Origin of the sequence: Micromonospora haikouensis, assembly GCF_000876225.1 — a bacterium.
Lineage (GTDB): Bacteria > Actinomycetota > Actinomycetes > Mycobacteriales > Micromonosporaceae > Micromonospora > Micromonospora haikouensis.
On the sequence record NZ_JXSX01000001.1, the window covers coordinates 3,796,947 to 3,823,457 of the forward strand.

Genomic DNA, 26,511 nt, shown 5'->3' on the forward strand with positions numbered 1-26,511 from the left:
TATTGCCGTCGATCTCGGCGATCCGGGCCACGTAGCCGCCATCCTCGTCGTAGCTGGAGTAATGCGCGATGGCCGTCAACAATCGTCACCTGTTGCTGATCCACACCAGTCCGTTCCATGGTTGTGAGAACGAGTTCAACCACTGGTACGACCACGTTCATCTCGCCGAGGTTCTCGCCGTACCCGGTTTCGTCGGGGCGCGGCGTTTCGTCGCCCCGCAGGCCGCGGGCGAACGTCGGCGGTACGCCGCGATCTACGAGGTCGAAACCGACGACATCGTCGCCACCATGGAGCGGTTCGAGAAGGCGCGACCAACGATGTCGACCACGCCGGCCCTCGACCCGTCCAGCGTCACCATCGAGCTGCTGACCCCGGTGACTCCGCCGGTGACACCAGGACAACCGCAGTGACGACGGAGGACGGACTCATCGAATCGACGACACCGGTGTCCGAAGGGCAGCCCGCCACCGGCAACGGGCTGTCGACCCTGGGCCACGACGGGGACCCGAGGTGGCGGGTCGACGCCTCGCAGGCGGTGAGCTACGAGGTGCGCCTCTGCCGGGGGCTGCTCGACCCGGCCTCCGACCTGATGGTGACCGCCGCGAGCACGGACGGCGGCCCCGGCCGACGCCGCCTGGTCGTGCTGGACTCCCAGGTGGACGTCCTGTTCGGCGAACGCATCAGGGCGTACCTGGAGGCGCACCGGGTGACCTACGAGTTCTGCGTCGTCGAGGCCGACGAGCGCCGCAAGACGATGACGTCGGTGTTCCGCGTGGTGTCGGCCATGGACGCGTTCGGCGTGGCCCGCCGCCGCGAGCCCGTCATCGCGGTGGGCGGGGGAGTGCTCACCGACATCGTCGGGCTCGCCGCCAGCCTCTACCGCCGCTCGACGCCGTACGTGCGGGTGCCGACCACCCTCATCGGCATGGTGGACGCCGGGATCGGCTCGAAGACCGGCGTGAACTTCAGCGACCACAAGAACCGGCTCGGCACGTACCACCCCTCTGCGACCACCCTGATCGACCCGGGCTTCCTGGTCACGCTGCCCGTGCGGCACCTGCGCAACGGGCTCGCCGAGGTGCTCAAGATGGCGCTGATCAAGGACCGCCGCCTGTTCGAGCTCCTCGCCGTCCACGGCGCCCGCATCATCGCCGAGCGGATGCAGTCCGCCGGCAGCGCTGACGGCGGCGCGGCGGCACTGGCCGTGATCCGCCTCGCCATCGGCGGCATGCTGCAGGAGTTGCAGCCGAACCTCTGGGAACACCAGCTCGAACGGGTCGTCGACTACGGGCACTCGTTCTCGCCGGTGATCGAGATGCGGGCGCTGCCGGAGCTGCTGCACGGCGAGGCCGTCGCCGTGGACATGGCGCTGTCGCTCGTGCTCGCCCACCACCGGGGCCTGCTCTCCGCCGAGGACCTGAGCCGCGCGCGCCTGGTCATGGGCGAACTCGGCCTGCCGACCTGGCACCCGGTCTGCTCCACCGAACTGCTCACCGAGGCGTTGGCCGACACCGTGCGCCACCGCGACGGCCGGCAGCTCATCCCCCTCACGGCCGGCATCGGCCAGGCCCGCTTCGTCGACGACGTGACCCCCGCGGAACTGGCCGCGGCCCTGGCCGGACTGGAACCCAACTGGACGTCGATGGCGGCGGCCCCGTCCGCGCCGACGCCGGGGAGCAACGGATGAACGGCGTACGCGCGGTGCTGCTGGCCGGTGGCCGGGGGGAGCGGATGGGCCCGCTGGGCGTCGGCCGGCTCAAGCCGCTGATCCCGTTCGGCGGGACGAGCCGGCTCATCGACTTCAGCCTGCGCAACGCCTGCGACTCCGGCCTCGACGAGGTGCTGCTGCTGTCGCAGTACGAGGAACGCATGCTGATGGACGACCTGCACCGGGTCTGGAACCGGACGCCGGGGTTCCGCGCCCACTTCGGGCCCTACGACGAGGCGTACCGCAGCGCCCCGCCCGGGACCGTCCCCGGCGCGCTGCCGGAGCGGACCTGGCCCGCCGAGCGGGGCACCGCCGACGCCCTGATCAGCAAGGAACGCTGGGTCTTCGGCGGCGCGCCCCGCGACGTCCTGGTGCTGCACGCCGACCACGTCTACCGCTTCGACTACCGGGACATGCTGCGGGAGCACCGGGCGTCGAAGGCCGCGCTGACGGTCGCGTACCAGCGGATCGAACGCCGCTTCGTGCACCTCTTCGGCATGGTCGAGTTCGACGACGCCGGCCGCCTCACCGCGTTCGTCGAGAAACCCGCCGAGCCCACGAGCGACCTGGTGTTCGCGGCGTTCTGCCTGTTCGACGCCCGGATCCTGCGCCGCTACCTGGAACAGCTCGCCGGCACCGCCTGGCAGCACGACATCAGCCGCGACGTGATCCCCGCCATGCTGGCCGGCGGGGAGCTCATCCGCGGCCACCGGGTGCCCGGCTACTGGGAGGACATCGGCACCGTCGACCGCTACCACCTGGCGCACCGCTCGCTGCTGCGGCGGCCGCCGTCGATCCCCCTCGCCGACCTGCCCGCCACCGTGCGGCCGGAGGTCGCGCGGCGGATGGTCGACGAAGCGCCGGGGATCCGCCGCTCGCTCGTCCCGGCCGACCTGGTCAACCACGGCGAGATCACGCACAGCGTCGTCTACCCCGGGGCCCGGGTGGGCGCGGGCGCGGTGGTGCACGACAGCGTGCTGCTGCCGGGGGCGGCGGTGGCGGCCGGTGCCCGGATCGACGGGGCGATCGTCCTGGAGGACGGCACCGTCGCGCAGTGCGCCGCCGGAGGCGACGCCGTCGCCGAGGCCCACCGATGACCGACCGGGACGACACGTTCGTCGTCGCCGACATCGGCGGGACGACCCTGCGAATCGGGCACGTGACGGCGGGCGACCCCGTCGTCCGGGGGGTGCGCCGCGTCGCCACCGACGGGTTGGCCCGCCACCCCGGCGCCCCCGTGGCCGAGCTGCAGCAGCGGGTCCTGGGCCAGCTCGCCACGGAACTCGCCGCGTACCTCGTCAGGTCGGAGGCCGCCGGCAGCCGGGCGGTGGGCCTGTCGTTCGCCGGGCCGACCACCGCCGACGGCGTCGCCCTCGCCGCCCCGACCATCTGGGGCGAGGGCGGCGGCTCCGTGGCGCTGAACGCCCACCTCGGCGCGCGGCTCGGGGTCCCGGTGCTGACCGTCAACGACATCACCGCGGCGGCGTGGCGCTACGCCCACGCCGGGAACGACGCCTTCTGCCTGTTCACCGTCAGCTCGGGCGTCGGCAGCAAGGTCTTCCGCCGGGGCGAGGTGCTCGTCGACGACGCCGGCTTCGGCGGCGAACTCGGCCACTGGCGGGTCGACTGGAGCGGCACCGCCCCGCCGTGCGACTGCGGCGGGCGCGGACACCTCGGCGGCATCGCCTCCGGACGCGGCATCCTGCGGGCCGTGCGGGCCGCCGCCCGGCAGCGGCCCGGCGAGTTCGGCGTCTCGGGGCTGGCGGCGTCGTCGGCGGGTCGCCCGGAGGGCATCACGAACGAGGCCGTCGCCCTCGCGGTGCGGGGCGGGGACAGCTTCGCCGTCGACGTCCTGCGCGCCGCGCTCCGGCCGCTCGCCCTGGCGGTCGCGAGCGTCTTCTCCTCCATCGGCATCCGCCGGTACATCTTCATCGGCGGCTTCGCGGTGGCCGTGGGGCAGCCGTTCGTCGACATCCTCGGCGACGAGCTCACCGAACTGGGCTGCTTCGGCCTGACCCCGACCCAGGTGCGCGCGATGCTCACGCTGGGCGCGGCCGACGACGACCACAGCCTGATCGGTGTCGGCCGCCTGCTCGCCGCGGCCGGCGCGGAGTCCCGACTCGCAGCGGAGGCCGCGCATGCGTACGTTGATCGTCGGTAGCGGGTTCGTCGGCAGGGCGGTGGCCGACCGGCTCGCCCGCGCGGGCGAGCGACCCGTCCTCGCGTCCCGACGCCCGCCGCAGCACGCGCCGGCCCCGTGGACCCCGCTGGACGTGACGGACCCGGCCTCCTGCGCCCGCGTGCTCGCCGACACCGCCGCCGAGCAGGTCGTGCTGGTCCACGGGCCGTCCGACGTCACCTGGTGCGACCGGCACCCGGACGAGGCGATGGCCGGCCACGAGACGGCGGCCCGCAACATGCGCGCCGCCGCCGATGACCGCCGCCTGGTGCTCATCTCGACCGACAACGTCTTCGACGGCAGCCGGCCCGACTGTGCCGAGGCGACGCCGACGGCCCCGCCGAACGCCTACGGCCGGGCCAAGCTTGCCGCGGAACAGGTGTTCGCCGGGCACGCCGCCGCCACCGTGCTGCGGGTCAGCCTCGTCTACGGCTGGGAGCCGGCGGACAGCGCCAAGTGGCTCAACTTCTTCGCGGCCTGCGCGCACCGCCTGCTCGCCGGGGAACCGGTGGCCGTCCCCCACGACCAGTGGACCACCCCGGTGCTGGTCGACGACGTCGCCGCGGTGACCGCCGCCGTGCTGACCGCCCGCGACGTCCCGCTGCTGCACCTCGGCGGACCGGACCGGATCTCGCGCGCCGACTGGGCGCTGCTCATCGCGGCGGAACTCGGCGTCGACCCGGGGCTCGTCGTCGCCGAGCCGCGCGCCGCCGGACGCTACGCGGGACGGCCGGAGAACACCTGCCTGACCAGCACCCTGCTGTCCCGGCTACCCGCCACCGCCGGCGTGCCCGTCCGGGGCGTCCGCGAGGCAGCCCGGCTGTTGGTCGCCGCCGGCGTACGGGCGGCGCGGTGAGCGCCGCGAACGGCCCGGTGACCCGCCGGATCACCGGCCGCACCGTCTACCGCAACGCCTGGATGACCGTGCGCGAGGACGCCGTGGAACGCCCCGACGGGTCCCGTGGCGTCTACGGCGTGGTCGACAAGCCGGACTTCGCCCTCGTCGTCCCCGCCGAGCCGGGCGGATTCCACCTCGTCGAGCAGTACCGCTACCCGGTCGGCGGCCGGTACTGGGAGTTCCCGCAGGGCTCGTGGTCCGAACCGGCCGGCGGGCGCGGCGCCGAGGAACTGGCCGCCGCCGAACTGCGCGAGGAGACCGGCCTGACCGCCGGCACCATGCGCCACCTCGGCCGCGTCCACGTGGCCTACGGCTACGCCAGCCAGGGCTGCCACATCTTCCTCGCCACCGACCTGGTCGCCGGGCCGCCCGCGCGGGAGGCCAGCGAGAGCGACCTGGTGCACCGGTTCGTGACCCACGCCGAGCTGCGGCAGCTCGTCGCCGACGGCAGCTTCACCGACGCCGTCTCCCTGGCGGCGCTCACCCTGCTCGACGGGAGATACCGATGACCGGCCCCGGCATACCCGGCGCGCAGCGCGTCGACCACGTGGCGCTCACGGTCGCCGACCTCGACGCGGCCACCGCGTTCGCCGTCGACGTCCTCGGCGGTGAGGTCGTCTACCGCCTGCCGCCGCTGGCCCGCACCGACGACTGGATGAGCGAACACCTCGACGTGCCGCCCCGGGCCACGGCGGAGATCGCGTTGATCCGCCTCGGCCCCACCACCAACCTCGAACTCTTCCAGTACGCCGTGGCCGGGCAGGTCACCGCGCCGCCGCAGCGCCACGACCCCGGCCACCAGCACCTCGGCTTCCTCGTGGCCGACGTCGCCGAGGCCACCGCCGCCGTCGGTCGGCTCAGCGGACTCACCCCGCAGGACCCCGGCCCGGCCGCCGGGGGGCGGTCACCGCTCGCCGGGGCGTGCCGCGCCCGCTTCCGTACGCCGTGGGGTCTGGCGTTCGAGCTGCGGTCGCCGCCGGAGCCCGCGCCGCACGGGCCACCCGCCCCGGCGGCCCGGCACCGCCCGGACGGGCCCTGGACCAACCGGGGCGGCGGGCCGCCCGGTCCGCCGCCGATCACCGGGCTGCGCGGGGTGGACCACATCGGCTACACCGTCGCCGACCTGGACGAGGCGCTCACCGTGTTCGCCGACGTGCTCGGCGGCGAGCTGCTGCACCGGGGCGTCGAAACCGACCCCGACGGTCCGGTGGAGGTCGCCACCCTGCGGATGGGCCCCACCGACAACGTGGAGCTGCGGACCTTCGCCCACACCGACCGGGCCGCCCCGCCGCCGCGCAACTGCGACGTCGGCGGCCGGCACCTCGCCATCCACGTCCGCGACGTCGACGCCGCCGCGCGCCACCTCGCAGCCCGTCCCGGGTTCACCGTCCTGGGCGCGCCCGAGACCATCGACGACGGGCCGATCGCCGGCGACCGGTGGGTCTACGTGCGCAGCCCGATCGGCCTGCACGTCGAGGTCGTCCGGATGCCCGACGGCGCGCTGCCCTACGAGCGGACCACGGCGGCCCGGCGGGCACCGGCCGGCGCCCTGAGCTGGACGGACCGGTGACCCGCGCCGCCGGGGTCGATGCCGCGCGCCCACGCCGGGGCACCGGCGTCGGGGGCCCGCCGACCGGCCCGACCTTCGGCCACTACCCGGGGAGTTGACGATGTCCCTCGTCCAACCGTCGCATCCGCAGACCCTCGCGTCGGCCGTCGCGGACAGCCTGGTCGTCGCCGCCGACCCACAGGCGCCCGAGTCCAGCATCTTCTACTGGGAACGCGGACGCCCCTACACCCAGGCCGTGGTGGACGCGGTGCGCGACGTCGACGACGCCGAGGTCCGCCGGCTCGCCGAGGCCCTGCTCGCCGACACCCGCAACCCCCAGGCGTACGCCGCCCTGCACCGGGCCCTGACCGCGCTGGCCGCCGCGCCACCCTCGGACAGGGTGGCCGCGCTGTTCGCCCACGGTTGGCGGGCCGAGTCCAACTGCCGCCTCGGCAGCCACCTCGGCGCGTTGTACGGCACCCGGCCGGTGCGGCGCTGGGCGTCCTTCGAGGAGCTGCGTGCGCTCCCGCCGGGGCCCCCGCCGGGCGACCCGGCACGGGCCCAGATCCTCGTCGTCGTCCCGTTCCGGGACCGGACGGCCGACCGGACCCGGCTGCGTAACCTGCTCGCCTGCCTCGTCTCGCTGCGCGACCAGTCCGCCCCGCGCGACGAGTACCGGGTCCTCGTCGTCGAGGCCGACACCGAGCCGCGCTCGCAGCAGGTGATCGAGCCGTACGCCGACGACTACCTGTGGGTGCACAAGGACGGCCTGTTCAACAAGTCGTGGGCGGTCAACGTCGGGGTCGTGAACGCCCCCTGCGACCCCGAGGTGGTGTGCATCCTCGACGCGGACGTGCTGGCCGACCACGACTTCGTCGCCCGCAACGCGCGCCGGTTCAACCGCCCCGGCACCATGGGCCACCTCAGCTACCGCGACATGTGGTGCCTCGACGCCGAGTCCACCGCCCACGCCATCGAGCAGCGGCTGGCCCAGGGCAGCGCCCAGGTCGACCCGGACCGGCTGCGGGCCTTCGTGCTGCGCCGCCCGCCCGGCTGCTGCGTCTGGGTGCGCACGTCGGCGTTCCTGCGCATCGACGGCATGGACGAACGGTTCGAGGGCTGGGGCGGCGAGGACAACGACTTCAGCTACCGCATGGACACCAACTCGGCGTTCGACTCCTACGACGACCCGCTGCTGCACATGTACCACCCGTCGTCGGCGCTGCTGCGCGCCGACGGCGAACTCATCAACGCCCACATCCCCGCGCTGACCTGGCGGGCCGAGACGCCGATCGGCGACCCGAAGCGCTTCGTCGATGGCGCCGCACCCGCCTCCTACACCGGCGAGGTGCGGCTCGCGACCCAGGTCATGACCGGCATCACCGAGTGAGAGGCGAGCAGCACATGACGACCGCGATTCCCACCCTCGACCTGCCGCGCTGGCGGGCGGCGGGCCCGGACGAGCGCGCCCGGACGTCGGCCGAGCTGGACGCCGCGCTCCGGCAGACCGGCATGTTCCTCCTCGCCGGCCACGGCGTGCCGGCCGACCTGACCGCGCGGATGCGCGCCGTCGGCCACGCGTTCATGCGGCTGACCCCGGAGCAGAAGCGCCGGTACGCGGTCAGCCGCCCGTACGACAACGGGTGGCGGGGCCTCGGCGCGCTGCAGGCCAGCGCGGTGGACGGCATGGCCAGCGCCCCCGACCTGCACGAGGCATACCACATGGGCCCCACCCACCGCACCGGGGACGCGAAGTTCGACTGGCTCTACTACCCGGACAACAAGTGGCCGGCGGAACTGCCGGAGCTGCGCGAGGTCGCCACCGAGTACACCGGCCACCTCAACCGGCTCGCGCTGGAGGTCCTGGAGGTCCTCGCCGTCACCCTCGGCGTCCCCGCCGACCACTTCACCTCCCGCTCCCAGCGGGCGACGTGGACGCAGAACGTCAACTGGTACCCGCCCCTGACGGCGGTGGGGCGGTTGGAGGAGGGCCAGATGCGGGTCGGGCCGCACGCCGACTTCGGCACCATCACCTTCCTCGACCGGCAGCAGGGCGTCGGCGGGCTGGAGGCGTGGAACGCCGAGGACGGCTGGTTCAAGCCCCCGTTCGTGCCCGGCACTCTGGTGGTGAACCTGGGCGACATGATGAACCTGTGGACCGACGGCCGGTGGCGGGCGCTGCGCCACCGCGTCCTGGCGCCCCCGGCCAGCGACCCCGACGAGGAGCTGGTGTCGCTGGTCTTCTTCTTCGAGGCGGACCCGGACGCCGAGGTACGCCCGCTGCCCGCGCCCGCCGGCGGCGGCGCGGGCATGGCGCCGGTCATCGCCGGCGAGTCGATCCTGGAGAAGGTGGGGGTCACCCTCACCCTCGCCGACTGACGCGCCACCGGCGGCCGGGGCGGGGCACGGGCCCCGCCCCGGCCGTGCGTCAGCCGGTCCTGGCCGCGACCGGGGCACCGGCCCACACGCAGCGGCCGTCGCGGCAGGTGACCAGCAGGGCCACCGGGCCTGCGGTCGCCGGCCCGGTGCCGGCGAACGACCCGTCGTCCTGCCGGGCCAGCGCGATCACCTCGACGGGGTCACCCGGATACACCAGCTCCACCCGGACCGCCTCGGGGTGGTCCCAGCGCACCGCGACCCCGTCCGGGCCGGCGGTCGCCGTGCCGGTGCCGCCGCCGTCGTCGCCGGGGGCGGGCGTCGGCGGCAGGGCCGCGGGGCCCGGCCGCCCGCCGGGCCAGGTGCCGGCCACGCACGCGGCGAACACGGCGAGGAACCGGTCGGCGGCCCGGGACCAGGTGAACTCCCGGGCGGTCGCCACGGCCCGCGAGCGGAGCGTGTCGACCAACGGCGACCCGGCGCGGACCAGCGCCAGCATGCGGGCCAGGCCGTCGTGCACCGCGTCGGTCAGGTCCGGGTCGGCGACCCGGAAGGAGCGGGGCACGGCGAGCCCCGTCGCCGTCGGCGCGTCCAGGTCGAAGGAGTGCCGGAAGTGGCGCATGCCCCGCTGCGCCGTGGCGACCGGCACGGCGCCGCTGGCCATGGCCTCGCCCATCGCCATCAGGAAGGTGTCCATCTCGAACTTCGCCGGGAACACGCACAGGTCACTGGAGGCCGCCCAGTCCATCAGCTCCGCGGGCGGCATCGGCCCGGTGCGCACCCGGACCTGGCCGGGGTGGTCGGCGGCCAGCGCGGCGAGGTCGGGGTCCTGCGGCGGGTGCGGCGCCAGGCAGTGCAGCAGCAGGTTGAAGCGTTCGCCCTCGTCCAGTAGCCGCCGCGTCGCCCGGAACAGCTCCCGCAGCCCCTTGTGCTCCACCGAGTACCGCCCGTTGTGGTAGACGGTCGGCAGCGCCGGGTCGAGGCCGAGCGCGGTCAGGGTCCGCCGCCGTCGCTCGTCGCCGCGCGCCACGTCCAGCCATTCGTCGCCGATGGCGCACCCGCCGACCGTCAGCCGGTCCGCCCGGGACCACAGCTCGCGGCAAACGGCCAGCTCGGCGAAGAGCTGAGCGAACGGCGTCTCGGCCTGGGTGAGGGCGTGTTCGAGCTGCCCCTCGGACAGGAAGTCCACCGCGTCCGCCGAGCGGGCCACCAGGGCCAGCGCGCTGACGTAGTCGTGCCCCGGCCGCTGCGGCTGGTCGCGGTAGAGGAGGGTCTGCGGCAGGAACGCCCGCATGGCCCGGTGCAGCGGCGAGTCCAGGGGCGGATCCGCGAGCCCGTCGACGACCGTCGGGTCGGCGCCGAGGTCGCGCAGCAGGGCCCGGGCCTGCGGCGCGTAGACCTTGGTGTTGACCGGCAGGTTCGTCTGCACGGTCGACACGACGGGGAAGCCGTACGCCGACAGCGCCGCGGGCAGCAGGTGGTGCAGGACGGGCTCGTGCAGGTGCACGACGGTCTGCGCGGTTTCCTGGCCGGACAGGAAGCGGGCGGCGAGGACCTGGAACACCAGCGGCTTCAGGAACGTCGGGTCGGTCCCCTCGGCGCCCGCCGGTGGGTGCAGGGTGTCGGTGTGGCTGTCGAGAATCTCGTTGCTGAGCAGGACCACGTCGATTCCCTCGACGGTCATCCGATAGGCGCGCGCGGATCCGTCCACCGTGACGCCACCGGGCTGGCCCGGCCATCTGTCGGGGTCGACCGGAATGGTTATCTCGCCGGTGGACCGCCAATCCGTCTCGACGACGTCGTGGTCACGCCGCAGGAGTGGGATCAGCCCGTGCGCCGCGGTCAACGCGGTGACCCGGTGCCCTCGGTCGCGGAACTGCCGCACCAGATTCCACAGGTAGACGGAGGTGCCCGCCTGCACCAGAGAGTCGTCGAATCCGGTGCACTCGAAATGGCATTCGATGATGTGCAAGCGCGGTTCCTTCCAGGTGACATCCGTCCCCGGCGGACAACCGTCAGCGCTCGACCCCCGCTGACGGGACCGGGGCATTGTCCTGCTTTTCGCCGGAGCGGCTCGGTGCCCGCATCGCGGTGGCGCCCGCCGCGACGAAAACTGCGAGCACCACGGGAATCCACAACGCCGACGGCAATCCCACCACGGTCGCCGCGGCGCCGATGAGAATAGGGCCGAACAGGAATCCCAGATAGCCGATGCTGACCACGGTCGACAGGGCCCGGCCGGCGCGGCTCGGGTCCTGGTTTCCGGCGGCGGAGTAGACCTGCGGGGCGATGCACGACAGGCCGGCGCCGAGCAGCCCGAACCCGACGACGCCGGCGACCGGATGGTGCACCAGCAGCGCCGCGCCGAGGCCGCACGCCGCGAGCGCGCCGCTGAACCGCACCAGGGTGACGGGCCCCAGGGCGCGCACCAGCCGGTCGCCGAAGAGCCGGCCCACCGTCATCATGATCGAGAACGCGGCGAAGCCGTACGCGGCGAAGCCGGGGCTGGTCTCCAGGTTGTCCCGCAGGTAGACGGCGCTCCAGTCGGCCGCCGCGCCCTCGCCGACGAGCGTGCACAGCACCAGAACGCCGAAGAAGACCAGCAGCAGGGACCGGCGGGAGGGCCCCTGCCCGGTGTCCGGTGAGCCGACGGCGGCCTCCGGGGCGCTCGTCGCGGGCAGCACCCACAGCGCCGCCCAGACGGCCAGCACCAGCACCCCCACGCCGACGGTGAGGAAGGTGGTGCCGACGCTTGCCCCGCTGCGCGCGAAGAAGCTGCCCACGATCGCCCCGAGGAAACCGCCGATGCTGTAGATGGCGTGGAACGACGACATGATCGGTTTGCCCCAGGCCCGCTGGACCTCAAGGGCATTGGCGTTCATCGCGATGTTGAGCGTCCCGTGCGTCGCGCCGAAGAGGAACAGGGCGACGCACAACACCACCAGGGTGCCGCTGTATCCGGGAAGGACGAGCAGCAGCCCTTCCAGGATCGCCGAGGGGATGAGCACACGAGTGCTGCCGAAACGGTCGGTGAGCCGACCGAGCAACGCCATGCCGACGATGCAGCCCGCCGCGAAAGCCAGGAGCGCGAAGCTCAACCGGCCGTCACTGAGCCCGAGCTTCTCCTTTACCGCCGGAATCCGCGCGGTCCAAACTCCCAGCGCTGTGCCGAACAGCAGGAACGCCAGGGACGTGGCGATTCTCCCGCGACGAATCCGACGGCGGTCGACTGGTGCGTTGTCCACAGGGCCCCCTACCCAAGGCAGGCCCCGACACTACCGTGCCCGCCAGGGATACGCCATAAGTGAGGAAGCGGGCGTCGGCGGCGTATCCGGTTGACGGGAATGAACAGGTTGGCGGGAATGGATCGGAGGGCGGGTCGATCCCGGCGTGGGAACACGACCCGGGTCGGGGGCGTGGCCGCCCGCCATGCCGGACGCGCTCGTGGCCCGGCGACGCGGCCCGTCGCCTTGCTATCCATCGGCGAACATCACTAGATTGGTCGTCGGGCGCCGCCGTGCCGTCGATCGCCGACCGGCCCGACGGCTGATGGTCCGCCCGGAGCCGGGCATCCGCGTCGCGTCGCCGGTCGCGTCGCCATGCGAGCGTTCCCGAAGTTCCCCCGTGCCCCCGCCGGCCGCGCCCGTGCGGCGGCACACCCTCGGAAGGAACCCGATGAGGATCTCCCGCGCCCGTCTCACCCCGATCGTCGCCGCCGGCGCGGTCCTGGCCGCCGCCCTGGCCGGCGTCGGCCTGCCCACCGCCCCCGCGACGGCCGCCGCCGGCTGCCGGATCGACTACGTGCCCAACCAGTGGACCGGCGGCTTCACCGCCAACATCCGGATCAGTCCCGGCGACACCGCCGTCAACGGCTGGACCGTCACCTGGACGTGGGGCGGCGACCAGCGGATCACCAACGGCTGGAGTGCCGAGGTCAGCCAGTCCGGTGCCACGGTGACCGCCCGCAACGTCGCCTGGAACGCCTCGGTGCCGGCGGGCGGCTCGACCGAGTTCGGCGTCCAGGGCACCGTCGGAGCGAACACGGCCGGGCCGACCGGGTTCGCGCTCAACGGCGTACCGTGCAACGGCGCGACCCCGCCCCCGACGACGACCGCGCCGCCGACCGCGCCGCCCCCGACGACGCCGCCGCCCACCACGCCGCCCCCGACCACCCCGCCGCCCACGACGCCGCCGCCCACCACCCCGCCGCCCGCCGGCTGCGGCACGGCCGTGCTCTGCGACGGATTCGAGAACCAGACCGGCTCGGTGCCGTCGGGCGACTGGACGGTGGTCAACCCCGACTGCTCCGGCACCGGTACGGCCGCGATCGACACCGCCACGACGCACAGCGGCAGCCGCTCCCTGCGCATCAACGGCACGGTCGGCTACTGCAACCACGTGTTCGCCCGGACCACCCGGGGCCTGAGCACCCTCGGCGCGGTCCGGTACGCCCGGCTCTGGGTGCGGCACACCACCGCCCTGCCCACCTCGCACGTCACGTTCCTGGCCATGGCCGACTCCGCCGACGGCGGCAAGGACCTGCGGATGGGCGGCCAGAACGGCGCGCTGCAGTGGAACCGGGCCTCCGACGACGCGACGCTGCCGGAGCAGAGCCCGTCCGGGGTGGCGCTGAGCCTGCCGCTGGCCACCAACCGCTGGTCCTGCGTCGAGTTCATGGTCGACGGCGCGCAGGGCCGGCTGAACACCTGGGTCGACGGCACGGCCGTCACCGGCCTGACCGTGGACGGCACGCCGACCCACGACATCGACGGGCAGTGGCTCAACCGCACGTGGCGTCCGCAGCTCACCGACCTGCGGCTGGGCTGGGAGAGCTACGGCGAGGGGGCCGACACCCTCTGGTTCGACGACGTCGCGGTCGGACCGAGCCGGATCGGCTGCTGACCGGCCGGGTCGGGCGGCCCGGACCGGGCCGCCCGACCCGCGTTGGCGAGGATTTCACCGCCGCGTGCGGATCCGTTCCACCGCCACCCCTGGCCCACGCCGGCCGCCGTGCCCAGACTGTTCCTCGCGCCGGTCCGCGCGGTCCGGCCCCGCGCCGGGGAGGGCACCATGATCGAGGGGTACGCCTTCGGGCTGCCGTCGTGGCTGAGCATCGCGGATGCCTGCCCCACGGACGCGTCGGGGGAGCGGACCGTGTTGCCCGCGGCGCGCGCCCGCAGCCGGGCCGGCCTGTTCACGGCGCTGGTCGGCGCGCTCGACCTGCCCGGCCACGTCGGCCGCAACTGGGACGCGCTCGCCGACAGCCTGCGCGACCGGCTCGATGCCGGCCCGCTGACCCTGGTGGTCGACGAGGCCGCGCAGTTGCTCGCCGACGAACCCGTCGGACACCTCGGCCTGCTCCTGGCGGTCCTCGGCGGCGCCGCCGGTGATGCCCCGCACCCGCTGCGGGTGGTGCTGCGGGACGCGCCGGAACGCGTGCCGGACGTGCGCCGCCGCACGGCGCGTGCCCTGCCGCGCCGCTGAGCCGGCCTGCGCACTGCCGCGCCGCCGAGGCGACCTTGCGGCGCCCGCGACCGGCAACGCCTCCGTCGGCGCGCACTGCCGCCGCCGCTGAGCGGGCCGCGTCGGAGCCCGCGCCCGCCGGGGCCGCGCGCTCACCGACCGGTCGGGGCCCCGGCTTCCACCGGCCGGTCAAGGATCGCGGCGAAGCGTTCCTCGGCGAGGTCGAGCTGGCCGAAGATGTGCTCCTTGACCGCCGGCGCGAGCGGGGTGTCCGGCCGGGCGACCAGCTCCCGCAGGACCGGCACCAGCGGGCGGTACTTGGCCGCCAGGGAGTGCACCTTCGGCCCGACGGTGTGGATCAACCCGACCCCGTTGTCGGTGAAGTCGGAGACCTTGACGACCCGGGCCCACGGCTCGCGGTCCAGGCTGGCCGCCACGTGCTCCCGGTACTGCGCGTGCCGGTCCCGGCCCGGGTCGTACACCGGATTGGTGACCGCGCCGACCAGCCGCGCCACCCGCGGGCCGAAGCGCTCGGCCAGCGTCGCCAGCGCCGCGGCCGTGCGGTCGCCGCCGGCCGCCGGCCCCGCCCGGTGCTGGCTCGCCAGCTCCGCCGGGTGGTCCTCCACCGCGTCGTGCAGCAGGCCGGCGACGATCACGTCCGCGTCGCGCACCTGGTAGTGGTGCATCATCCGGATCGCGACCCGCAGCAGGTGGTTCAGGTACGGCTCGCGCACCCGCCGGTCGTCGCCGTGCAGGTCGGCGGCGAGGTCGAGGGCGGCGGTGAGCCGGGCTCGGGCGTCCTCGTCGAACGCGCCGATCTCCAGCCGGAACCGTTCCCGCAGGCCGGGCTCGCCGTGGATCTCGGTGATCGCGTGCATGGGCATCGAGGCCAGGTACGGCGGGAAGTCCATCCACCACTTATAGCTGATCTTCACCGCCCGTGGGCCTTCCCGTCGGCCTTGTGACGCCGACCGTGGCCCGGCTCAGCGCCGCCAGTTGGGCAGCTGCCGCTCCGACATCTCCCGCCAGAACCTGCGCAGGCCGACATAGTCGCCGTTCTGCCACGGCGCGCGGGCGTCGAAGATGTAGCGCAGGGTGGCCAGGTCCCGCTGCCGGGCGCAGAAGTTCTGGTCCATCTCGTGCGGCATCCGCTCGCCCCGGGTGGGCAGCGGGCACAGCCGGAAGTCGCAGTCGTCCAGGCAGGTGGCCCCGGGGTCGCACCGGTCGCTGGCGTGCAGCGTGCGCGACGGCTGCATCGCCGAGCGGTCGTTGGTGAGGCAGGGCGGCAGGTCGCAGCGGTCCGCGCGGGCCAGCCGCTCCTCGCGTTCGGTCAGGGTGTCGCCCCGGTCGGCCAGGTTGAGCAGCAGCATGATGTCGGCGAGCAGCCGCTGCGCCCGGCCGCCGAGAATGCTCCAGCCCATGGAGTCGGGGATCCACTGGCGCTGTTCGTGACGCAGGTAGTCGGGGACGCTGCACGAGCCGACCCGGCTGGCGGTCTCCCGCTCGTCGACCCAGCAGTACCGCTCTGGCCGCCGGGTGAGCAGCGCGTACACGCACAGCCGCCCCACCTCCAGCACGAAGGGGTGCGCGCCGCACCGCTCCCGCCCCGGCAGCGCCGACCCCGCGATGCGCGTCCAGTGCTGCACCAGCCCGTACGGGTTGGAGCCGCGACCCCGCTTCGGCAGCGGCTCGGCCGGGTCGTCGGGCAGGGAGAGCAGGGTGAGGGCCTGGAGGAGGGCCAGGTGGCTGTACCAGAAGCGGGAGTTTCGCAGCGCGAACTCGGCCTTCTCGACCAGGAAGCTGCGGTCCCAGCGTGGTCGGCCGACGGGCAGCCGCCGCACGTTGGCCGCGAGGCGGAAGCCCTGCGCGAGCGCCATCTCCGAGGTGATCGAGAGCCGGGGACCCTCGCCGGTCGGGGTCAACTCGCGTAGCCACTCGGCGAGGGCGACACCGCTGCGGTGGTACCGCTTCTCGTCGGACACCCCGGAATCGGTGTCCTCGACCGTGGACAGGTGCAGCAGCGGGACGATCCAGCCCCGTAGCTGCTGCTCCCGCAGCGCCTTGGGATCACCCCCGAGGCGCAGGTCCATGGAGCGGGGGCGGAGCAGGTCTGCCGTCGACAGGGAGAGGATGGCGTCCATGCCGCCGAAGCCCAGCTCCCGCGCGGCGGCCAACCGCACGCGGTACGAGTGCTCGTCGGCGGCCAGCCGGAACAGGTCCGCGTACGGCGGGGCCTTCAGCGGCCGGCGCGTGTCGACACTCCCGTGGCGTCGCCGGTCGGTGATCAGCCGGGCGGCCTCTCCCGTCCGCCGCACCACGTCGAGTTTCGCCTCGTCGAGGGGCCGGTCCGGCGTCTCGTGCTGGTAGCTGTGCCACCGCCGGGCCAACTCCGCGACCAGGCTCGCGTGTCGGGGCTTCAGCGCGCTGGTGTCGATCTCCAGGGCGGCGGCGTAGAACTCGAGCTGCCAGCAGGCGTTGGGTTTGCCGGGAGCCGCCTGCTGGAGCAGGTCCACCAGCTTCGCCGCGTCGTCGGGTTGGGTGACGGTCCTGGACAGCATCGTGCACGCCATCGACAGCCTCGTCAGCCGGGGCTTCTGCTCGGCGCGCCGGTCGGCCAGCTCGCGGGAGAGCAGGCGCATCGCGTTCAGGACCTCCCGGCTCGGCTCCGCCCGGACGAGCCGGGTGAGCAGCCCGTCCCGCACCCCGGGGTCGACGAGCAGTTGCGCGCCGAGATAGGCCTGCAGGTCGCCGTGCTGGAAGCGGACCCCGTCGCTCTGCGCGTCGACGAGGCCCAACTCGCTGCCCGCCGTCGTCGCGTGGGTGAGGTCGTCGCGTTCGGCGGGGTCGCGGCGTCCGTCCAGCTTCTGGTGCAGCGAGTCGAACAGGGGCCAGTGGGCGGAGGCCGGGTTCTGCCACTGACCGTGGTCGGTGAGGTCCTCGTAGGTCACCTGCAGCGAGTTGCGCAGGAATCCGGCGCAGGCGAACGCGGCGAGCACGAGCATGGTGTCCTCCCGATCCTGCCGGCTCTGCGCGAAGTCCTCCCGCAGGTAGCCGTCGAGCAGCGCCTCGCGCCACGCCTTGAGCAGCTCCCAGCGGGCCGCGTAGCGGTCGATCGGGCGGCTGGCCGAGTCGGGCTCCGACTGGTATCCGGAGCGGTGCCGCATCCGGCCCTGCCGGTTGAGGTCGCGGATGATGCGCAGGAACAGCGGGGCGGCGGTGACGTCGGCGGCGTAGACCATGTCGATGACCGGCCCCCAGGCGGCGGGGCCCGACCGGTCGCCCGCCGTCAGCGCGTACTCCAGGGCGGCACCCTCGCCGAGCGACTCGAGGCCGATCACGATGGCCGGCATGCCGCGCAGCGGGTCGTAGGGGCGCGACGCGATGATCACCGGGAGGTGGTCGTTGGCGGCCTTCGCGATCGCGGCGCGGATCACGCTCTCCCCGCTGTGGGCCTTGTCCGCCTTCGCCGCCTCCTCCAGCCCGTCGGCGAGCACCGCGAGCCGGTTGCCCCAGCGCAGCATCCGCCACAGCCGACCGGCCTGGGCGTCGCTGTAGAGCCGAGAGTTGACCTCCTCCAGGAACCGGTCCCGGGCCAGCTGCTCGAAGTCGAGTTGGCCCTTGTCCTGCGCGTCGTGTAGCCGGATCGGCACCGGGACGATGCCCCGGCGGGCGAGTTCCCTGGTCAGGGCCACCAGCGTGGCGGTCTTGCCGGAGCCGACCCCGCCGACGATGACCGTGGGGCAGCGCACCCGGTTGTCCCGGATCCGCTCGATCAGGACCTGGCACAGCTCGTCGCGTCCCACCACCCGGTCGATGCCGTCGTTCGCGGTGCGCACCAGCTCGTACGGCCGCTCCCTCGCCCGGCGCTGGTACCAGTGGCGGACGTGGAAGCGGGTGAAGACCCAGAGGACGAGGAAGGCCAGGGCGGCGCCGGTGACCGGGCTGAGGAAGCCGGTGATCGTGGTGCACGCCTTGGCGGCGTCCGCGCCGCCGCACGGGTTGGGCAGGGCCGCCGGCCAGCGCAGGTGGACGTCCAGCACGTGGTGGACGAGCAGGTGGAACAGGGGCAGGAAGAACTGGTTGAGGGCGACCGTGAACAGGACACTGCCCATGATCAGGCCGAGGAGGAGCAGCGACCACGGGTAGTGCCACCAGCGCGCGTTCGTCGGGAACCGGCGCGCCTTCGGCGCCTGATCCTGGCGCAGCCCGCCGCCCATCGCCACCTGCGTCCGCCGGGACAGGCGAGCCCACCAGATGCGAGGCGTCAGCAGCCACCCGCGCCAAAGCGGACCGCGCATGCGTCGTACCCCCGTCCGCCGCGCCCACCCCAAAAGGCGAGCAGCGCTCACCACGTGTCCTGCGCCGAGGCTAACCCGTCCCTATCGGGAGTGAACCGGCATTCGTGGCATCCGGGCGAGTGGGCCGCACGGGGCCCCGCCGGCGTCCAGCCGGGCAGAATGATCGGGTGGACCGGGTGCTGGGGGTGCTGGTGGCGTTGCCGCCCGCGCTGGTGCTCGCCCTGGTCTTCCTGCTGCCCGCGCTGGAGGCGTCGACGTTCCTCGGGCTGTTCGTGCCGGGGGAGATCGCCGTGCTGGTCGGCGGGGCGGTGGCGCACTCCGGCCGGCTGCCGCTGTGGGCCGTGATCGTGGCTGCGGTGGCGGGGGCGGCGCTGGGCGACCAGGCCGGCTACCTGGTCGGCCGCCGCTACGGCCGCCGGCTGCTGGCGCGTACGCCCCGGCGGTTCGTCCGCTCGGGCGAGCTGCGGCGCGCGCTCGACCTGGTGCGCCGCCGGGGCGCGCTCGCCGTGGTGATCGGCCGCTGGGCGGCGGCGCTGAGGGCCCTCGTGCCGGGCATCGCCGGCCTCAGCGGGATGCCGCAGGCCACGTTCACCCTGGCCAACGTGGCCGGCGGGATGCTCTGGTCGGTCACGGTCGCGGTGCTCGGGTTCCTCGCAGGCGCCTCGTACCGGCTGCTGGAGCATCGTCTCGGCCTCGGCGGGGAGGCGGTGCTGGCCGTGATCGTGGTGGTGGTGGCGGTGCGGCTGTGGCGGCACCACCGGGCGGCCCGCCGGACCGGTCCGGCGCGCCGGGGCTGACCCCTGCGCGCCGTGATCGGGGGGTCGACGTGCCGGGACGGGGGAGAGAGGGGGCCCCCGCCCCGGCACGCCGAGTCAGGTGAGAAGGGGACCCTTCTCTACCGTATGCGTCAACAAGGGACCCCTCCTTTCACAGCGGCAGGCGGTTCGCGCCGGCGAGCGCGCCGACCACCAGCGGGACCAGCGGCGCGGGCAGCACCTGACCGTGCCGCAGGGCCGGCGTCCAACCGGCGTCGGTGCCCAGGTCGGGGTCGTGGGTCGCGTTGTACGCGGCCACCAGGTCGACCGGGCGGGCCCGGTCGCCGTCGGCGCGCACCCAGTTGCCGCGGGTGGTGACGGCGGTGCCACCCCAGTCGTAGAGCAGGTCCTCGGCGGCGATGCCCGCGCCGAGGGTGAAGTGGTTGTTCTCCACGTACGCGGCGGACTGCACCCCGACGCCGACGGCGTACTCGAAGCCCTCGCCGGAGAGCCGGTACCAGTTGTTGTAGACGTCGACCTGGCCGAACCGGACGCGCGGCAGCCGCTGCAGCACCCGGTCGAACATGTTGTGGTGCAGGGTCACCTTGAGTCGGCCGACGTCCGGGCCGACGGTGTTCGACGAGCCGATCAGCATGAGCTTGTCCCGGCCGACGAACCGGTTGTACGAGGCGGTGACCAGGCTGGCGGTGTGGGTGATGTCCAGGGAGCCGTCGTGCACCTGGTAGGGGCGGCCGAAGTACACCGGCTGCGCGCTGTCGGGGTTGTCGCCGTCGGTGAACGTGTTGTGGTCGACCCAGACGTGTTCGCTGCGGCGCACCGAGACCTGGTCGTACTGGGAGTTCCAGTTGCCGGTCGCGCCGTCGGTCGGCGACCAGGCCGGGAAGCAGTCCCGGGCGTCGTCGAAGGTCAGGTTCCGCAGGATCACGTTGTTCGCGGTGTCGATCATCAGGGTCAGCCCGGTGAGCGTCGCCCCGCGCAGCCCCACGATGGTGGTGTTCGGGCCGACGTTGATCTGGGTCTGCTTCGTCTGGTTGGCCACCGAGCGCACCCGCGCGGCCTCCAGCGGCCCGGTCGGGGGCACCATGCCCCAGACGGCCGGGTCGTACGCGGCCAGGTAGGCCGCCTGCGAGTACTCCGGGTCGGCCAGGTCGGCGCAGCCGAGCAGGCTGCCGTCGGCGGCCTCGAAGCCGTCGATCACGCCGTCGACGACGATCACCTTGGGCGTGGCGTTGGTGCGGTTGGTGGCGTTGTCGCCGCCGAGGGCGTCGACCAGCTCGGCGCGGGTGCGTACGAGGTGGACCTGGTCGGCGGCGGCGGCCGAGCCGCCGGTGGTGCCGACGCCGTCGGCCGCCCAGCCGTCGCCGGCGGGCAGCGTCTGGCGGGCGAACCGTTCGACGGGTCGGGGCACCGGGCCGGCGGCGTCGGCGGGCGCGGCCGCCGCCGCGCCCGGTGTGACCAGCAGGGACAGGGCGACCAGGGCCGCCCCGGGAAAGCGGTGGCGCATGAGGACTCTCCGAAGGGGTCTGTCGGTGCGGCGGATTCCGTAACGGGTACGAAATGCCGGTACGACTGACCGTAAGGAAAATCACTCAAGTGAGTCAATGATTTCTATATGCAGCTATGTTGCATCAAATCGTGACAGGCGGCATTTGCCCGACCGATCGCGGTCGCGAACGCGGTGGTTGCGCCCGATTTGCGGGTGCGGCAGTCGCCCGTCGTTTGCAGTGCGTTTTCACTGGCCCGGCACCGGGCCCGCCTCAGGCGTCCTCCTCCCTCGTCAGCTCGGTGCGCACCGGCGGCACCGCCCACGGCACGCCCAGCTCCGACAGCAGCGCCCCGGACCCGGCCGCCTCCCGCAGCGCCGCGTTGACGCCGCGCACGGTCAGCACCCGGTCCGGCCCTCGGCCGGTAGCGGTCACCAGGTCGCCGCCGAGCAGCGTCGGCTCGGGCGCGGCCTGGATCGCCTCCAGCACGGCCGTGAACGGCGCCGTGCGGGCCAGCGGGGCGATCAGCGGCGTCCCGGCCGGGTCAGCACGGTGCGCCAGCAGGTTCTCCAGCAGGCCGCGCCGCCCCGGCACCTCGCGGGGCGCGTCGTCGCCGGGCAGCAGCAGCCGGTCCGTCGGATACTCCAGCACCGCCCGCCCGGCCGAGCCCGTCACGATCACCTCCCCGGCGACGAAGTCCTCGCCGGCCAGGGTCACCGCCGCCACGATCGGCGGCCCGGAGCGCGGCACGACCCGCAGGGCCGCCGTGTCGTCCACCTCGATGGGGCGCACCCGGTAGCGCTCCAGCTCGATCGTCGCCGGCCGCACCGGCGTGCCGGTGACGGCCTCGGCCACGGCGAGGCACTGCATCACGGCGTGGGCGAGTGGGTTGGCCAGCGCCCCGTCGAGCACCGGCCGGCCGTGCAGCGTGCGCCGGCCCGCCCAGGGGGCCCGCGCGTAGTAGCCGTCCGAACGCTGCCAGGCGGCCACCGTGGCGATGCCGGTGACGGTGCCGAGCCGCCCCGCCGTCACCGCCGCCGTCAGCTCGGCCAGCGCCGCCGAGCCGAGGGCCTGGAAGCCGACCTGGCAGGCCCGGCCCGTCTCGGCCAGGGCGGCGGCCAGCAGCCGGTGTTCGGCCATCGACAGCACCGGCGGCTTCTCCAGCAGCACGTCCGCCCCGGCGGCCAGCACGTCCCGGGCGATCGGCAGGTGGGTGTGCGGCGGGGTGCAGACCACCACCACGTCCGGCCTGGCCACTGCGAGCATCTGGGCGTGGTCGGTGAAGACCTCCGCGTCGGCCGGCAGCGGTGCCGCCGGCTCCGGCTCGATCAGGCGTACGTCGACAAGCGCGACCAGGCGCACCCGGCCGGCGTCGTGCAGCGGCGCGATCACCCGGCGGTGCCAGCGGCCGTGCCCGTTCGCGCCGATGACCGCCACCCGGGGCGGCGCGCCGGTCGCCCCCGCGCTCATGCCGCCCCCGCGAGGGTCGCCGTGACCCCGTGCCGGTGCAGGGCGGTCAGCCAGTCGGTGACGTCTGCGCGGACCTCGTCGTCGCCGGCCACCTCGGCGGGAAAGACCTCCCGCAGCCCGAACAGCGCCTCGACCACCCCGGCCGGGGTGCCGCCCGTGGTGGCCAGCGCGCCGGTGATCCGTTCGGCGAGCGGGTCGGCCAGCGGCAGCGCCGTGCCGTCGTCGGCGGTCCCGCACACGAACCGCATCCACGCGGCGACCACCAGCGCCGACCAGCGGGCCGACCGGCCCGCCGCGCGCAGGTCCACGATGGTGTGCAGCACCCGCTGGGGCAGCTTCTGCGAGCCGTCCATGGCGATCTGGAGCGTGCGGTGGCGGATCGCCGGGTTGGCGAACCGCGCCAGCACCTCGTCGCCGTACGCGACCATCGACACCCCGTCCGGCGGGGTGAAGCTGACCGCCACCTCCTCGGCGACCAGCCGGCGCAGCACCCCGGTCAGCCCGGGCACGCCCAGCGCGTCGGCGACGGTCTCCCGCCCGGCGAGGGCGCCCAGGTAGGCGGTGGCCGAGTGCAGCCCGTTGAGGCCGCGCAGCTTCACCCGCTCCCACTGCCCGGCGTCGTCGGTGAGCACCGCGCCGGCCACCTCCCACGCCGGCCGACCGCCCGGGAAGTCGTCCTCGATCACCCACTGGCGGTACGGCTCGGCGGCCACGGCCGCCAGGTCGGCGAAGCCCAGCGCGTCGCGGGCCGCGGCGAGGGTCTGCGCCGTGCTGGCCGGCACGATCCGGTCCACCATCGTGCCGGGGAACGTGACCTGCTCGGACACCCAGGACAGCACCCGGTCGGACGCGCCGGAGCGGGCCAGCGCCTGCTCGACCAGGCCGCGCAGCCGGGCGCCGTTGGCGGGCAGGTTGTCGCAGCTGACCAGCGCGACCGGCCCGGCGTCGGCCGCCGCCCGGGCGGCCAGCCCGCGCACCAGCAGGCCAGGCACCGTCGTCGGCGGCGCGTCGCCGGCCAGGTCGGCGGCGAGCGCCGCGTCGGGACTCAGCCGCCCGGTCACCGGGTCGAGCTGGTACGCCTTCTCCGTGACGGTCAGGGTGACCACCTTGATCTCCGGGTCGGCCAGCAGCGCGACCACCGCGTTCGGGTCGCTCGCCGCGTGCCGGACCCCGGCCAGGGCCCCGATCACCCGGGTGCTGTCGCCCTCGCCGGACAGGGTGGTCACGCTGAACAGGTTGTCCTGCGCGGCGAGTGTCTCGACGAGGTCGGTGCTGCGCGGGGCGACGCCGACGATGCCCCAGTCGCCGCCGGCCGCGCCGACCGCCTCCTCCGTGTAGACGGCCTGGTGGGCGCGGTGGAACGCGCCGAGGCCCAGGTGCACGATGCCGGCCGGCACGGTGCCGGGGCGCAGCAGCGGTCGGCTGGCCTCGGGCAGCCGGCGCAGCGCGGCCAGCCCGAGGCGGGACGCGCCCACGGTCACCGCCATGCCGGGCCGTCCGGGAAGCGGAACTCGGCGATCGACTCGGGACGCATGGTGGCGCTGTAGCCGGGCGCGGCGGGCAGCAGGTAGCGCCCGTCGCGGGTGCGGACCGGGTCGACGAAGTGCTCGTGCAGGTGGTCGACGTACTCGACCATCCGGCCGTCGAGGCTGGTGCCGACGCGCAGGAAGTCGAAGATGGCCAGGTGCTGGACGTACTCGCAGAGGCCGACGCCGCCGGCGTGCGGGCAGATCGGCACGCCGAACTTCGCCGCCATGACGATCTCCGAGAGCACCTCGTTGACCCCGCCGACGCGGCAGGCGTCGATCTGCATGACGCCGATCGCCTCGGCCTGGAGCAACTGCTTGAAGATCACCCGGTTGGCGGCCACCTCGCCGGTGGCCACCCGGCACCGGCCGCCGGTCAGCTCGGTCACCGCGCGGGCGATCCGGGCGTGGCCGAGGATGTCGTCGGCGTGCGTCGGCTCCTCGATCCAGTACGGGTCGACCTCCGCCAGCGCCGTCATGTTGGTGATCGCCTCGTCGACGTCCCACACCTGGTTGGCGTCCATCATCAGCAGCGCGTCCGGGCCGATCTCGGCGCGGATGATCCGCGCCCGGCGCAGGTCGTCGGCCGGTGGGCCGCCCACCTTCATCTTCATCGCCCGCCAGCCCGCCGCGTACGCCTCGCGGGTCAGCGCCCGGACCTTCTCGTCGGGATAGCCCAGCCACCCGACCGACGTGGTGTACGAGGGAAAGCCACTCTGCTCTAGCACCGCGAGCCGTTCGTCCCATCCGGTCAATCCCTTGTCGAGGATGGTGGCCGCCTCGTCGGGGGTGAGGGCGTCGGTGATGTGGTGGAAGTCGATGCTGGCCACGAGCTCCTCGGTGGGCAGCTCGGCGAGGAACCGCCACATCGGCTTGCCGGCGAGCTTGGCCCGCAGGTCCCACACGGCGTTGACCAGCGCGCCGGTGGCCATGTGGATGACGCCCTTCTCCGGGCCCAGCCAGCGCAGCTGCACGTCGGCGCTGAGCGAGCGCCAGAACTTCACCGGCTCGGCGACGATCTCCTCGATCGTGCGGCCCCGCACATGGTGGGCCAGGGCCCGCACGGCGGCGCAGGTGATCTCGTTGCCCCGCCCGTTGGTGAAGGTGAAGCCCGCGCCGACCACCCCGGCGTCGGTGCCCAGCTCGACGTACGTCGCCGAGTAGTCGCCCTTGTTGATCGCGTCCGAGCCGTCGCCGGCCGCCGCGGTCGGGAAGCGCACGTCGTGCACGTCGACGGAGGTGATCCTGACACTCACAGCTGTTCCCCGATCTTGTAGACCCTCTTGGGCAGGCGGTAGGCGAGGTCGACGATGGTTTCCGCGGCCTCGTCCTCGGTCAGCCGGTGTTCGGCGACCAGCCGGGCGAGGAAGCCGGCATCGACGCGGCGGGCCACGTCGTGGCGCACCGGGATGGAGCAGAACGCCCGGGTGTCGTCGACGAACCCGGCCGTGTTGTAGAAGCCGGCGGTCTCGGTGACCGCCTCCCGGAACCGGCGCAGCACCTCGGGGGAGTCCAGGAACCACCAGGGCGCGCCCAGGTAGAGGGCCGCGTAGCCGCCGGCGAGGGGGGCCAGCTCCCGGGTGAAGGTGTACTCGTCGAGGGTGTAGACCACCACCCGCAGCCGGGGGTCGTTGCCGTGGGCGTCCAGCAGCGGGGTGAGCGCGTGCAGGTACTCGGTGGCCTGCGGGATGTCCCCGCCGACGTCGCGGCCGTGCCGGGCGTACAGCCAGCGGTTGTGGTTGCGCACCGAGCCGGGGTGCAGCTGCATCACCAGGCCGTCGTCGAGCGACATCCGGGCGAACTCCAGCAGCATGTGCGCCCGGAACGCCTCCGCGTCGGCGGCGTCGGCCGTGCCGCGCAGGCCCCGCTCGTACAGCGCCGCGGCCTCCCGCGCGTCGAGGTCCAGGGTCTGCGCGGTCGGGTGGCCGTGGTCGGAGCAGGTCGCGCCGGCGGCGATGAACGCCTCCCGGCGCCGCCGCAGGGCGGCCAGGAAGCCGGCGTACGTGCCGGTGTCCTCCCCGGCGACCGCGCCGAGCCGCTCGACGTTGCCGGCCCAGTTGTCGAACTCCATGTCGACCACGTTGTCCGGGCGGAAGGTGGTGACCACCTTGCCGCCGGGGCCGCCCCAGCCGTCGGCGGCGAGCTTCGCGTGCTGGGCCAGGTCGTCCAGGGGCGACTCGGTGGTGGCCAGCACCTCGATGTTGAACCGGTCGAACAGCGCGCGGGGCCGGAACTCGGGCTCGGCGAGGCGGGCCGCGACCTGGTCGTACACGGCGTCGGCGGTGGCGGGCGACAGGGGGGTGTCGACCCCGAAGACCTCGGTGAGGGTCTGCTCCAGCCACAGCCGCGACGGGGTGCCCCGGAACAGGTGCCAGCCGTCGACGAAGCGCCGCCAGATCTTCCTGCCGTCGGTCTCCACCGGGCTGCCGTCCACCGTGGGGACGCCCAGCTTGGCCGGGGGCACGCCCTGGCTGAGCAGCATCCGGGTCAGGTAGTGGTCGGGCACGATGATCAGCCGGGACGGGTCCGGGAAGGGACGGTCCTCGGCCAGCAGGGCCGGGTCGACGTGCCCGTGCGGGGAGATGATCGGTTGCTCCGCCGCCAGCGCGTACAGCTGCCGGGCCAGCGCGCGCAGGCCCGGGTCGGCGGGGAGGAGCAGGTCGGGTCGGGAGGTGGTCGGCACGTCGGATGGCTCCTCGGATGCGGTCGATGGTGCGGGGGCGGGCCGGCGGGGCCGGGCAGCGCCGGCCGGCCCCGGCGGGGCGGGCCGCTGAGGCGGCGCAC

At 74.2% G+C, this 26,511-nt stretch carries 21 protein-coding genes; 12 read left to right on the forward strand and 9 right to left on the reverse strand.

From position 1 onward, the window contains the following. Positions 1 to 68: 68 nt before the first annotated feature. The 9 genes from TK50_RS15545 to TK50_RS15585 all read left to right on the forward strand — a co-directional run bounded on the left by TK50_RS15545 (position 69) and on the right by TK50_RS15585 (position 8,713). Positions 69 to 410, forward strand: a complete 342-nt coding sequence (locus TK50_RS15545; protein ID WP_052503800.1) for a DUF4286 family protein — start codon at positions 69 to 71, stop codon at positions 408 to 410. Further along, positions 407 to 1,687 (forward strand): sedoheptulose 7-phosphate cyclase, encoded by a 1,281-nt coding sequence (locus TK50_RS15550; RefSeq protein ID WP_063838580.1) that lies wholly within the window; start codon positions 407 to 409, stop codon positions 1,685 to 1,687. The genes TK50_RS15545 and TK50_RS15550 overlap by 4 nt, the downstream gene beginning before the upstream one ends. Beyond that, complete coding sequence (locus TK50_RS15555; protein ID WP_043963381.1) at positions 1,684 to 2,805, forward strand: sugar phosphate nucleotidyltransferase; 1,122 nt, start codon at positions 1,684 to 1,686, stop codon at positions 2,803 to 2,805. Before TK50_RS15550 ends, TK50_RS15555 begins: the two co-directional genes overlap by 4 nt. After that, positions 2,802 to 3,869, forward strand: a complete 1,068-nt coding sequence (locus TK50_RS15560; RefSeq protein WP_043963382.1) for an ROK family protein — start codon at positions 2,802 to 2,804, stop codon at positions 3,867 to 3,869. The genes TK50_RS15555 and TK50_RS15560 overlap by 4 nt, the downstream gene beginning before the upstream one ends. After that, entirely contained in the window at positions 3,847 to 4,743 is an 897-nt protein-coding gene (locus TK50_RS15565) for an SDR family oxidoreductase (RefSeq protein WP_043964662.1), read from the forward strand. Before TK50_RS15560 ends, TK50_RS15565 begins: the two co-directional genes overlap by 23 nt. Further along, on the forward strand, positions 4,740 to 5,294 hold the full coding sequence (locus tag TK50_RS15570) for an NUDIX domain-containing protein (RefSeq protein ID WP_228986879.1): 555 nt from the start codon (positions 4,740 to 4,742) through the stop codon (positions 5,292 to 5,294). Before TK50_RS15565 ends, TK50_RS15570 begins: the two co-directional genes overlap by 4 nt. After that, positions 5,291 to 6,355 (forward strand): VOC family protein, encoded by a 1,065-nt coding sequence (locus tag TK50_RS15575; protein WP_043963383.1) that lies wholly within the window; start codon positions 5,291 to 5,293, stop codon positions 6,353 to 6,355. Before TK50_RS15570 ends, TK50_RS15575 begins: the two co-directional genes overlap by 4 nt. A 100-nt stretch (positions 6,356 to 6,455) precedes the next feature. After that, on the forward strand, positions 6,456 to 7,724 hold the full coding sequence (locus tag TK50_RS15580; protein WP_063838581.1) for a glycosyltransferase family 2 protein: 1,269 nt from the start codon (positions 6,456 to 6,458) through the stop codon (positions 7,722 to 7,724). A gap of 14 nt (positions 7,725 to 7,738) precedes the next feature. Next, positions 7,739 to 8,713: an isopenicillin N synthase family dioxygenase gene (locus TK50_RS15585; protein WP_043963385.1), complete on the forward strand. Its 975-nt coding sequence runs from the start codon at positions 7,739 to 7,741 to the stop codon at positions 8,711 to 8,713. Between the two features lie 49 nt (positions 8,714 to 8,762). On the opposite strand, the gene TK50_RS15590 is transcribed toward TK50_RS15585, so the two are convergent. Then, complete coding sequence (locus tag TK50_RS15590; RefSeq protein ID WP_144420255.1) at positions 8,763 to 10,682, reverse strand: glycosyltransferase; 1,920 nt, start codon at positions 10,680 to 10,682, stop codon at positions 8,763 to 8,765. Positions 10,683 to 10,725: 43 nt separating this feature from the next. Then, entirely contained in the window at positions 10,726 to 11,955 is a 1,230-nt protein-coding gene (locus TK50_RS15595; RefSeq protein WP_043963387.1) for an MFS transporter, read from the reverse strand. Between the two features lie 430 nt (positions 11,956 to 12,385). Between TK50_RS15595 and TK50_RS15600 the strand changes: the two genes are divergently transcribed. Continuing rightward, positions 12,386 to 13,612 carry a cellulose-binding domain-containing protein gene (locus tag TK50_RS15600; protein WP_043963388.1) on the forward strand — a complete coding sequence of 409 codons (1,227 nt, stop codon included), beginning with the start codon at positions 12,386 to 12,388 and terminating at the stop codon, positions 13,610 to 13,612. Positions 13,613 to 13,720: 108 nt separating this feature from the next. Further along, positions 13,721 to 14,194, forward strand: coding sequence for a barstar family protein (locus TK50_RS15605; RefSeq protein WP_241774000.1), 474 nt, complete (start codon positions 13,721 to 13,723; stop codon positions 14,192 to 14,194). 131 nt (positions 14,195 to 14,325) lie between these two features. Here the strand turns inward: TK50_RS15605 and TK50_RS15610 are convergent, their stop codons facing one another. Next, a complete protein-coding gene (locus TK50_RS15610; RefSeq protein ID WP_043963390.1) occupies positions 14,326 to 15,084 on the reverse strand; it encodes an HD domain-containing protein in 759 nt (252 codons plus the stop codon). A gap of 72 nt (positions 15,085 to 15,156) precedes the next feature. Beyond that, positions 15,157 to 18,471 (reverse strand): NACHT domain-containing protein, encoded by a 3,315-nt coding sequence (locus tag TK50_RS15615; RefSeq protein WP_144420256.1) that lies wholly within the window; start codon positions 18,469 to 18,471, stop codon positions 15,157 to 15,159. A gap of 167 nt (positions 18,472 to 18,638) precedes the next feature. On the opposite strand from TK50_RS15615, the gene TK50_RS15620 reads away from it, so the two are divergent. Continuing rightward, positions 18,639 to 19,268, forward strand: a complete 630-nt coding sequence (locus TK50_RS15620; RefSeq protein ID WP_043963392.1) for a DedA family protein — start codon at positions 18,639 to 18,641, stop codon at positions 19,266 to 19,268. Between the two features lie 130 nt (positions 19,269 to 19,398). On the opposite strand, the gene TK50_RS15625 is transcribed toward TK50_RS15620, so the two are convergent. The 5 genes from TK50_RS15625 to uxaC form a co-directional block, all read right to left on the reverse strand. Next, positions 19,399 to 20,751 (reverse strand): pectate lyase family protein, encoded by a 1,353-nt coding sequence (locus TK50_RS15625; RefSeq protein ID WP_043963393.1) that lies wholly within the window; start codon positions 20,749 to 20,751, stop codon positions 19,399 to 19,401. Positions 20,752 to 21,004: 253 nt separating this feature from the next. Continuing rightward, positions 21,005 to 22,201, reverse strand: a complete 1,197-nt coding sequence (locus TK50_RS15630; RefSeq protein WP_043963394.1) for a Gfo/Idh/MocA family protein — start codon at positions 22,199 to 22,201, stop codon at positions 21,005 to 21,007. Then, complete coding sequence (locus tag TK50_RS15635; RefSeq protein WP_043963395.1) at positions 22,198 to 23,688, reverse strand: mannitol dehydrogenase family protein; 1,491 nt, start codon at positions 23,686 to 23,688, stop codon at positions 22,198 to 22,200. Before TK50_RS15635 ends, TK50_RS15630 begins: the two co-directional genes overlap by 4 nt. Then, a complete protein-coding gene (locus tag TK50_RS15640; protein ID WP_043963397.1) occupies positions 23,679 to 24,983 on the reverse strand; it encodes an enolase C-terminal domain-like protein in 1,305 nt (434 codons plus the stop codon). The genes TK50_RS15635 and TK50_RS15640 overlap by 10 nt, the downstream gene beginning before the upstream one ends. Then, positions 24,980 to 26,410: a glucuronate isomerase gene (gene uxaC / locus TK50_RS15645; RefSeq protein WP_043963398.1), complete on the reverse strand. Its 1,431-nt coding sequence runs from the start codon at positions 26,408 to 26,410 to the stop codon at positions 24,980 to 24,982. Before uxaC ends, TK50_RS15640 begins: the two co-directional genes overlap by 4 nt. Between the last annotated feature and the right edge of the window lie 101 nt (positions 26,411 to 26,511).

Excerpts from the sequence above, each read along its gene's own strand:
- TK50_RS15635 (WP_043963395.1), bottom strand. The coding sequence starts at position 23,688 with ATGGCGGTGACCGTGGGCGCGTCCCGCCTCGGGCTGGCCGCGCTGCGC.
- TK50_RS15555 (WP_043963381.1), top strand. The coding sequence starts at position 1,684 with ATGAACGGCGTACGCGCGGTGCTGCTGGCCGGTGGCCGGGGGGAGCGG.
- TK50_RS15575 (WP_043963383.1), top strand. The coding sequence starts at position 5,291 with ATGACCGGCCCCGGCATACCCGGCGCGCAGCGCGTCGACCACGTGGCG.
- TK50_RS15610 (WP_043963390.1), bottom strand. The coding sequence starts at position 15,084 with ATGGACTTCCCGCCGTACCTGGCCTCGATGCCCATGCACGCGATCACC.
- TK50_RS15630 (WP_043963394.1), bottom strand. The coding sequence starts at position 22,201 with ATGAGCGCGGGGGCGACCGGCGCGCCGCCCCGGGTGGCGGTCATCGGC.
- TK50_RS15585 (WP_043963385.1), top strand. The coding sequence starts at position 7,739 with ATGACGACCGCGATTCCCACCCTCGACCTGCCGCGCTGGCGGGCGGCG.
- TK50_RS15600 (WP_043963388.1), top strand. The coding sequence starts at position 12,386 with ATGAGGATCTCCCGCGCCCGTCTCACCCCGATCGTCGCCGCCGGCGCG.
- TK50_RS15625 (WP_043963393.1), bottom strand. The coding sequence starts at position 20,751 with ATGCGCCACCGCTTTCCCGGGGCGGCCCTGGTCGCCCTGTCCCTGCTG.
- TK50_RS15565 (WP_043964662.1), top strand. The coding sequence starts at position 3,847 with ATGCGTACGTTGATCGTCGGTAGCGGGTTCGTCGGCAGGGCGGTGGCC.
- TK50_RS15615 (WP_144420256.1), bottom strand. The coding sequence starts at position 18,471 with ATGCGCGGTCCGCTTTGGCGCGGGTGGCTGCTGACGCCTCGCATCTGG.
- TK50_RS15560 (WP_043963382.1), top strand. The coding sequence starts at position 2,802 with ATGACCGACCGGGACGACACGTTCGTCGTCGCCGACATCGGCGGGACG.
- TK50_RS15545 (WP_052503800.1), top strand. The coding sequence starts at position 69 with ATGGCCGTCAACAATCGTCACCTGTTGCTGATCCACACCAGTCCGTTC.
- TK50_RS15580 (WP_063838581.1), top strand. The coding sequence starts at position 6,456 with ATGTCCCTCGTCCAACCGTCGCATCCGCAGACCCTCGCGTCGGCCGTC.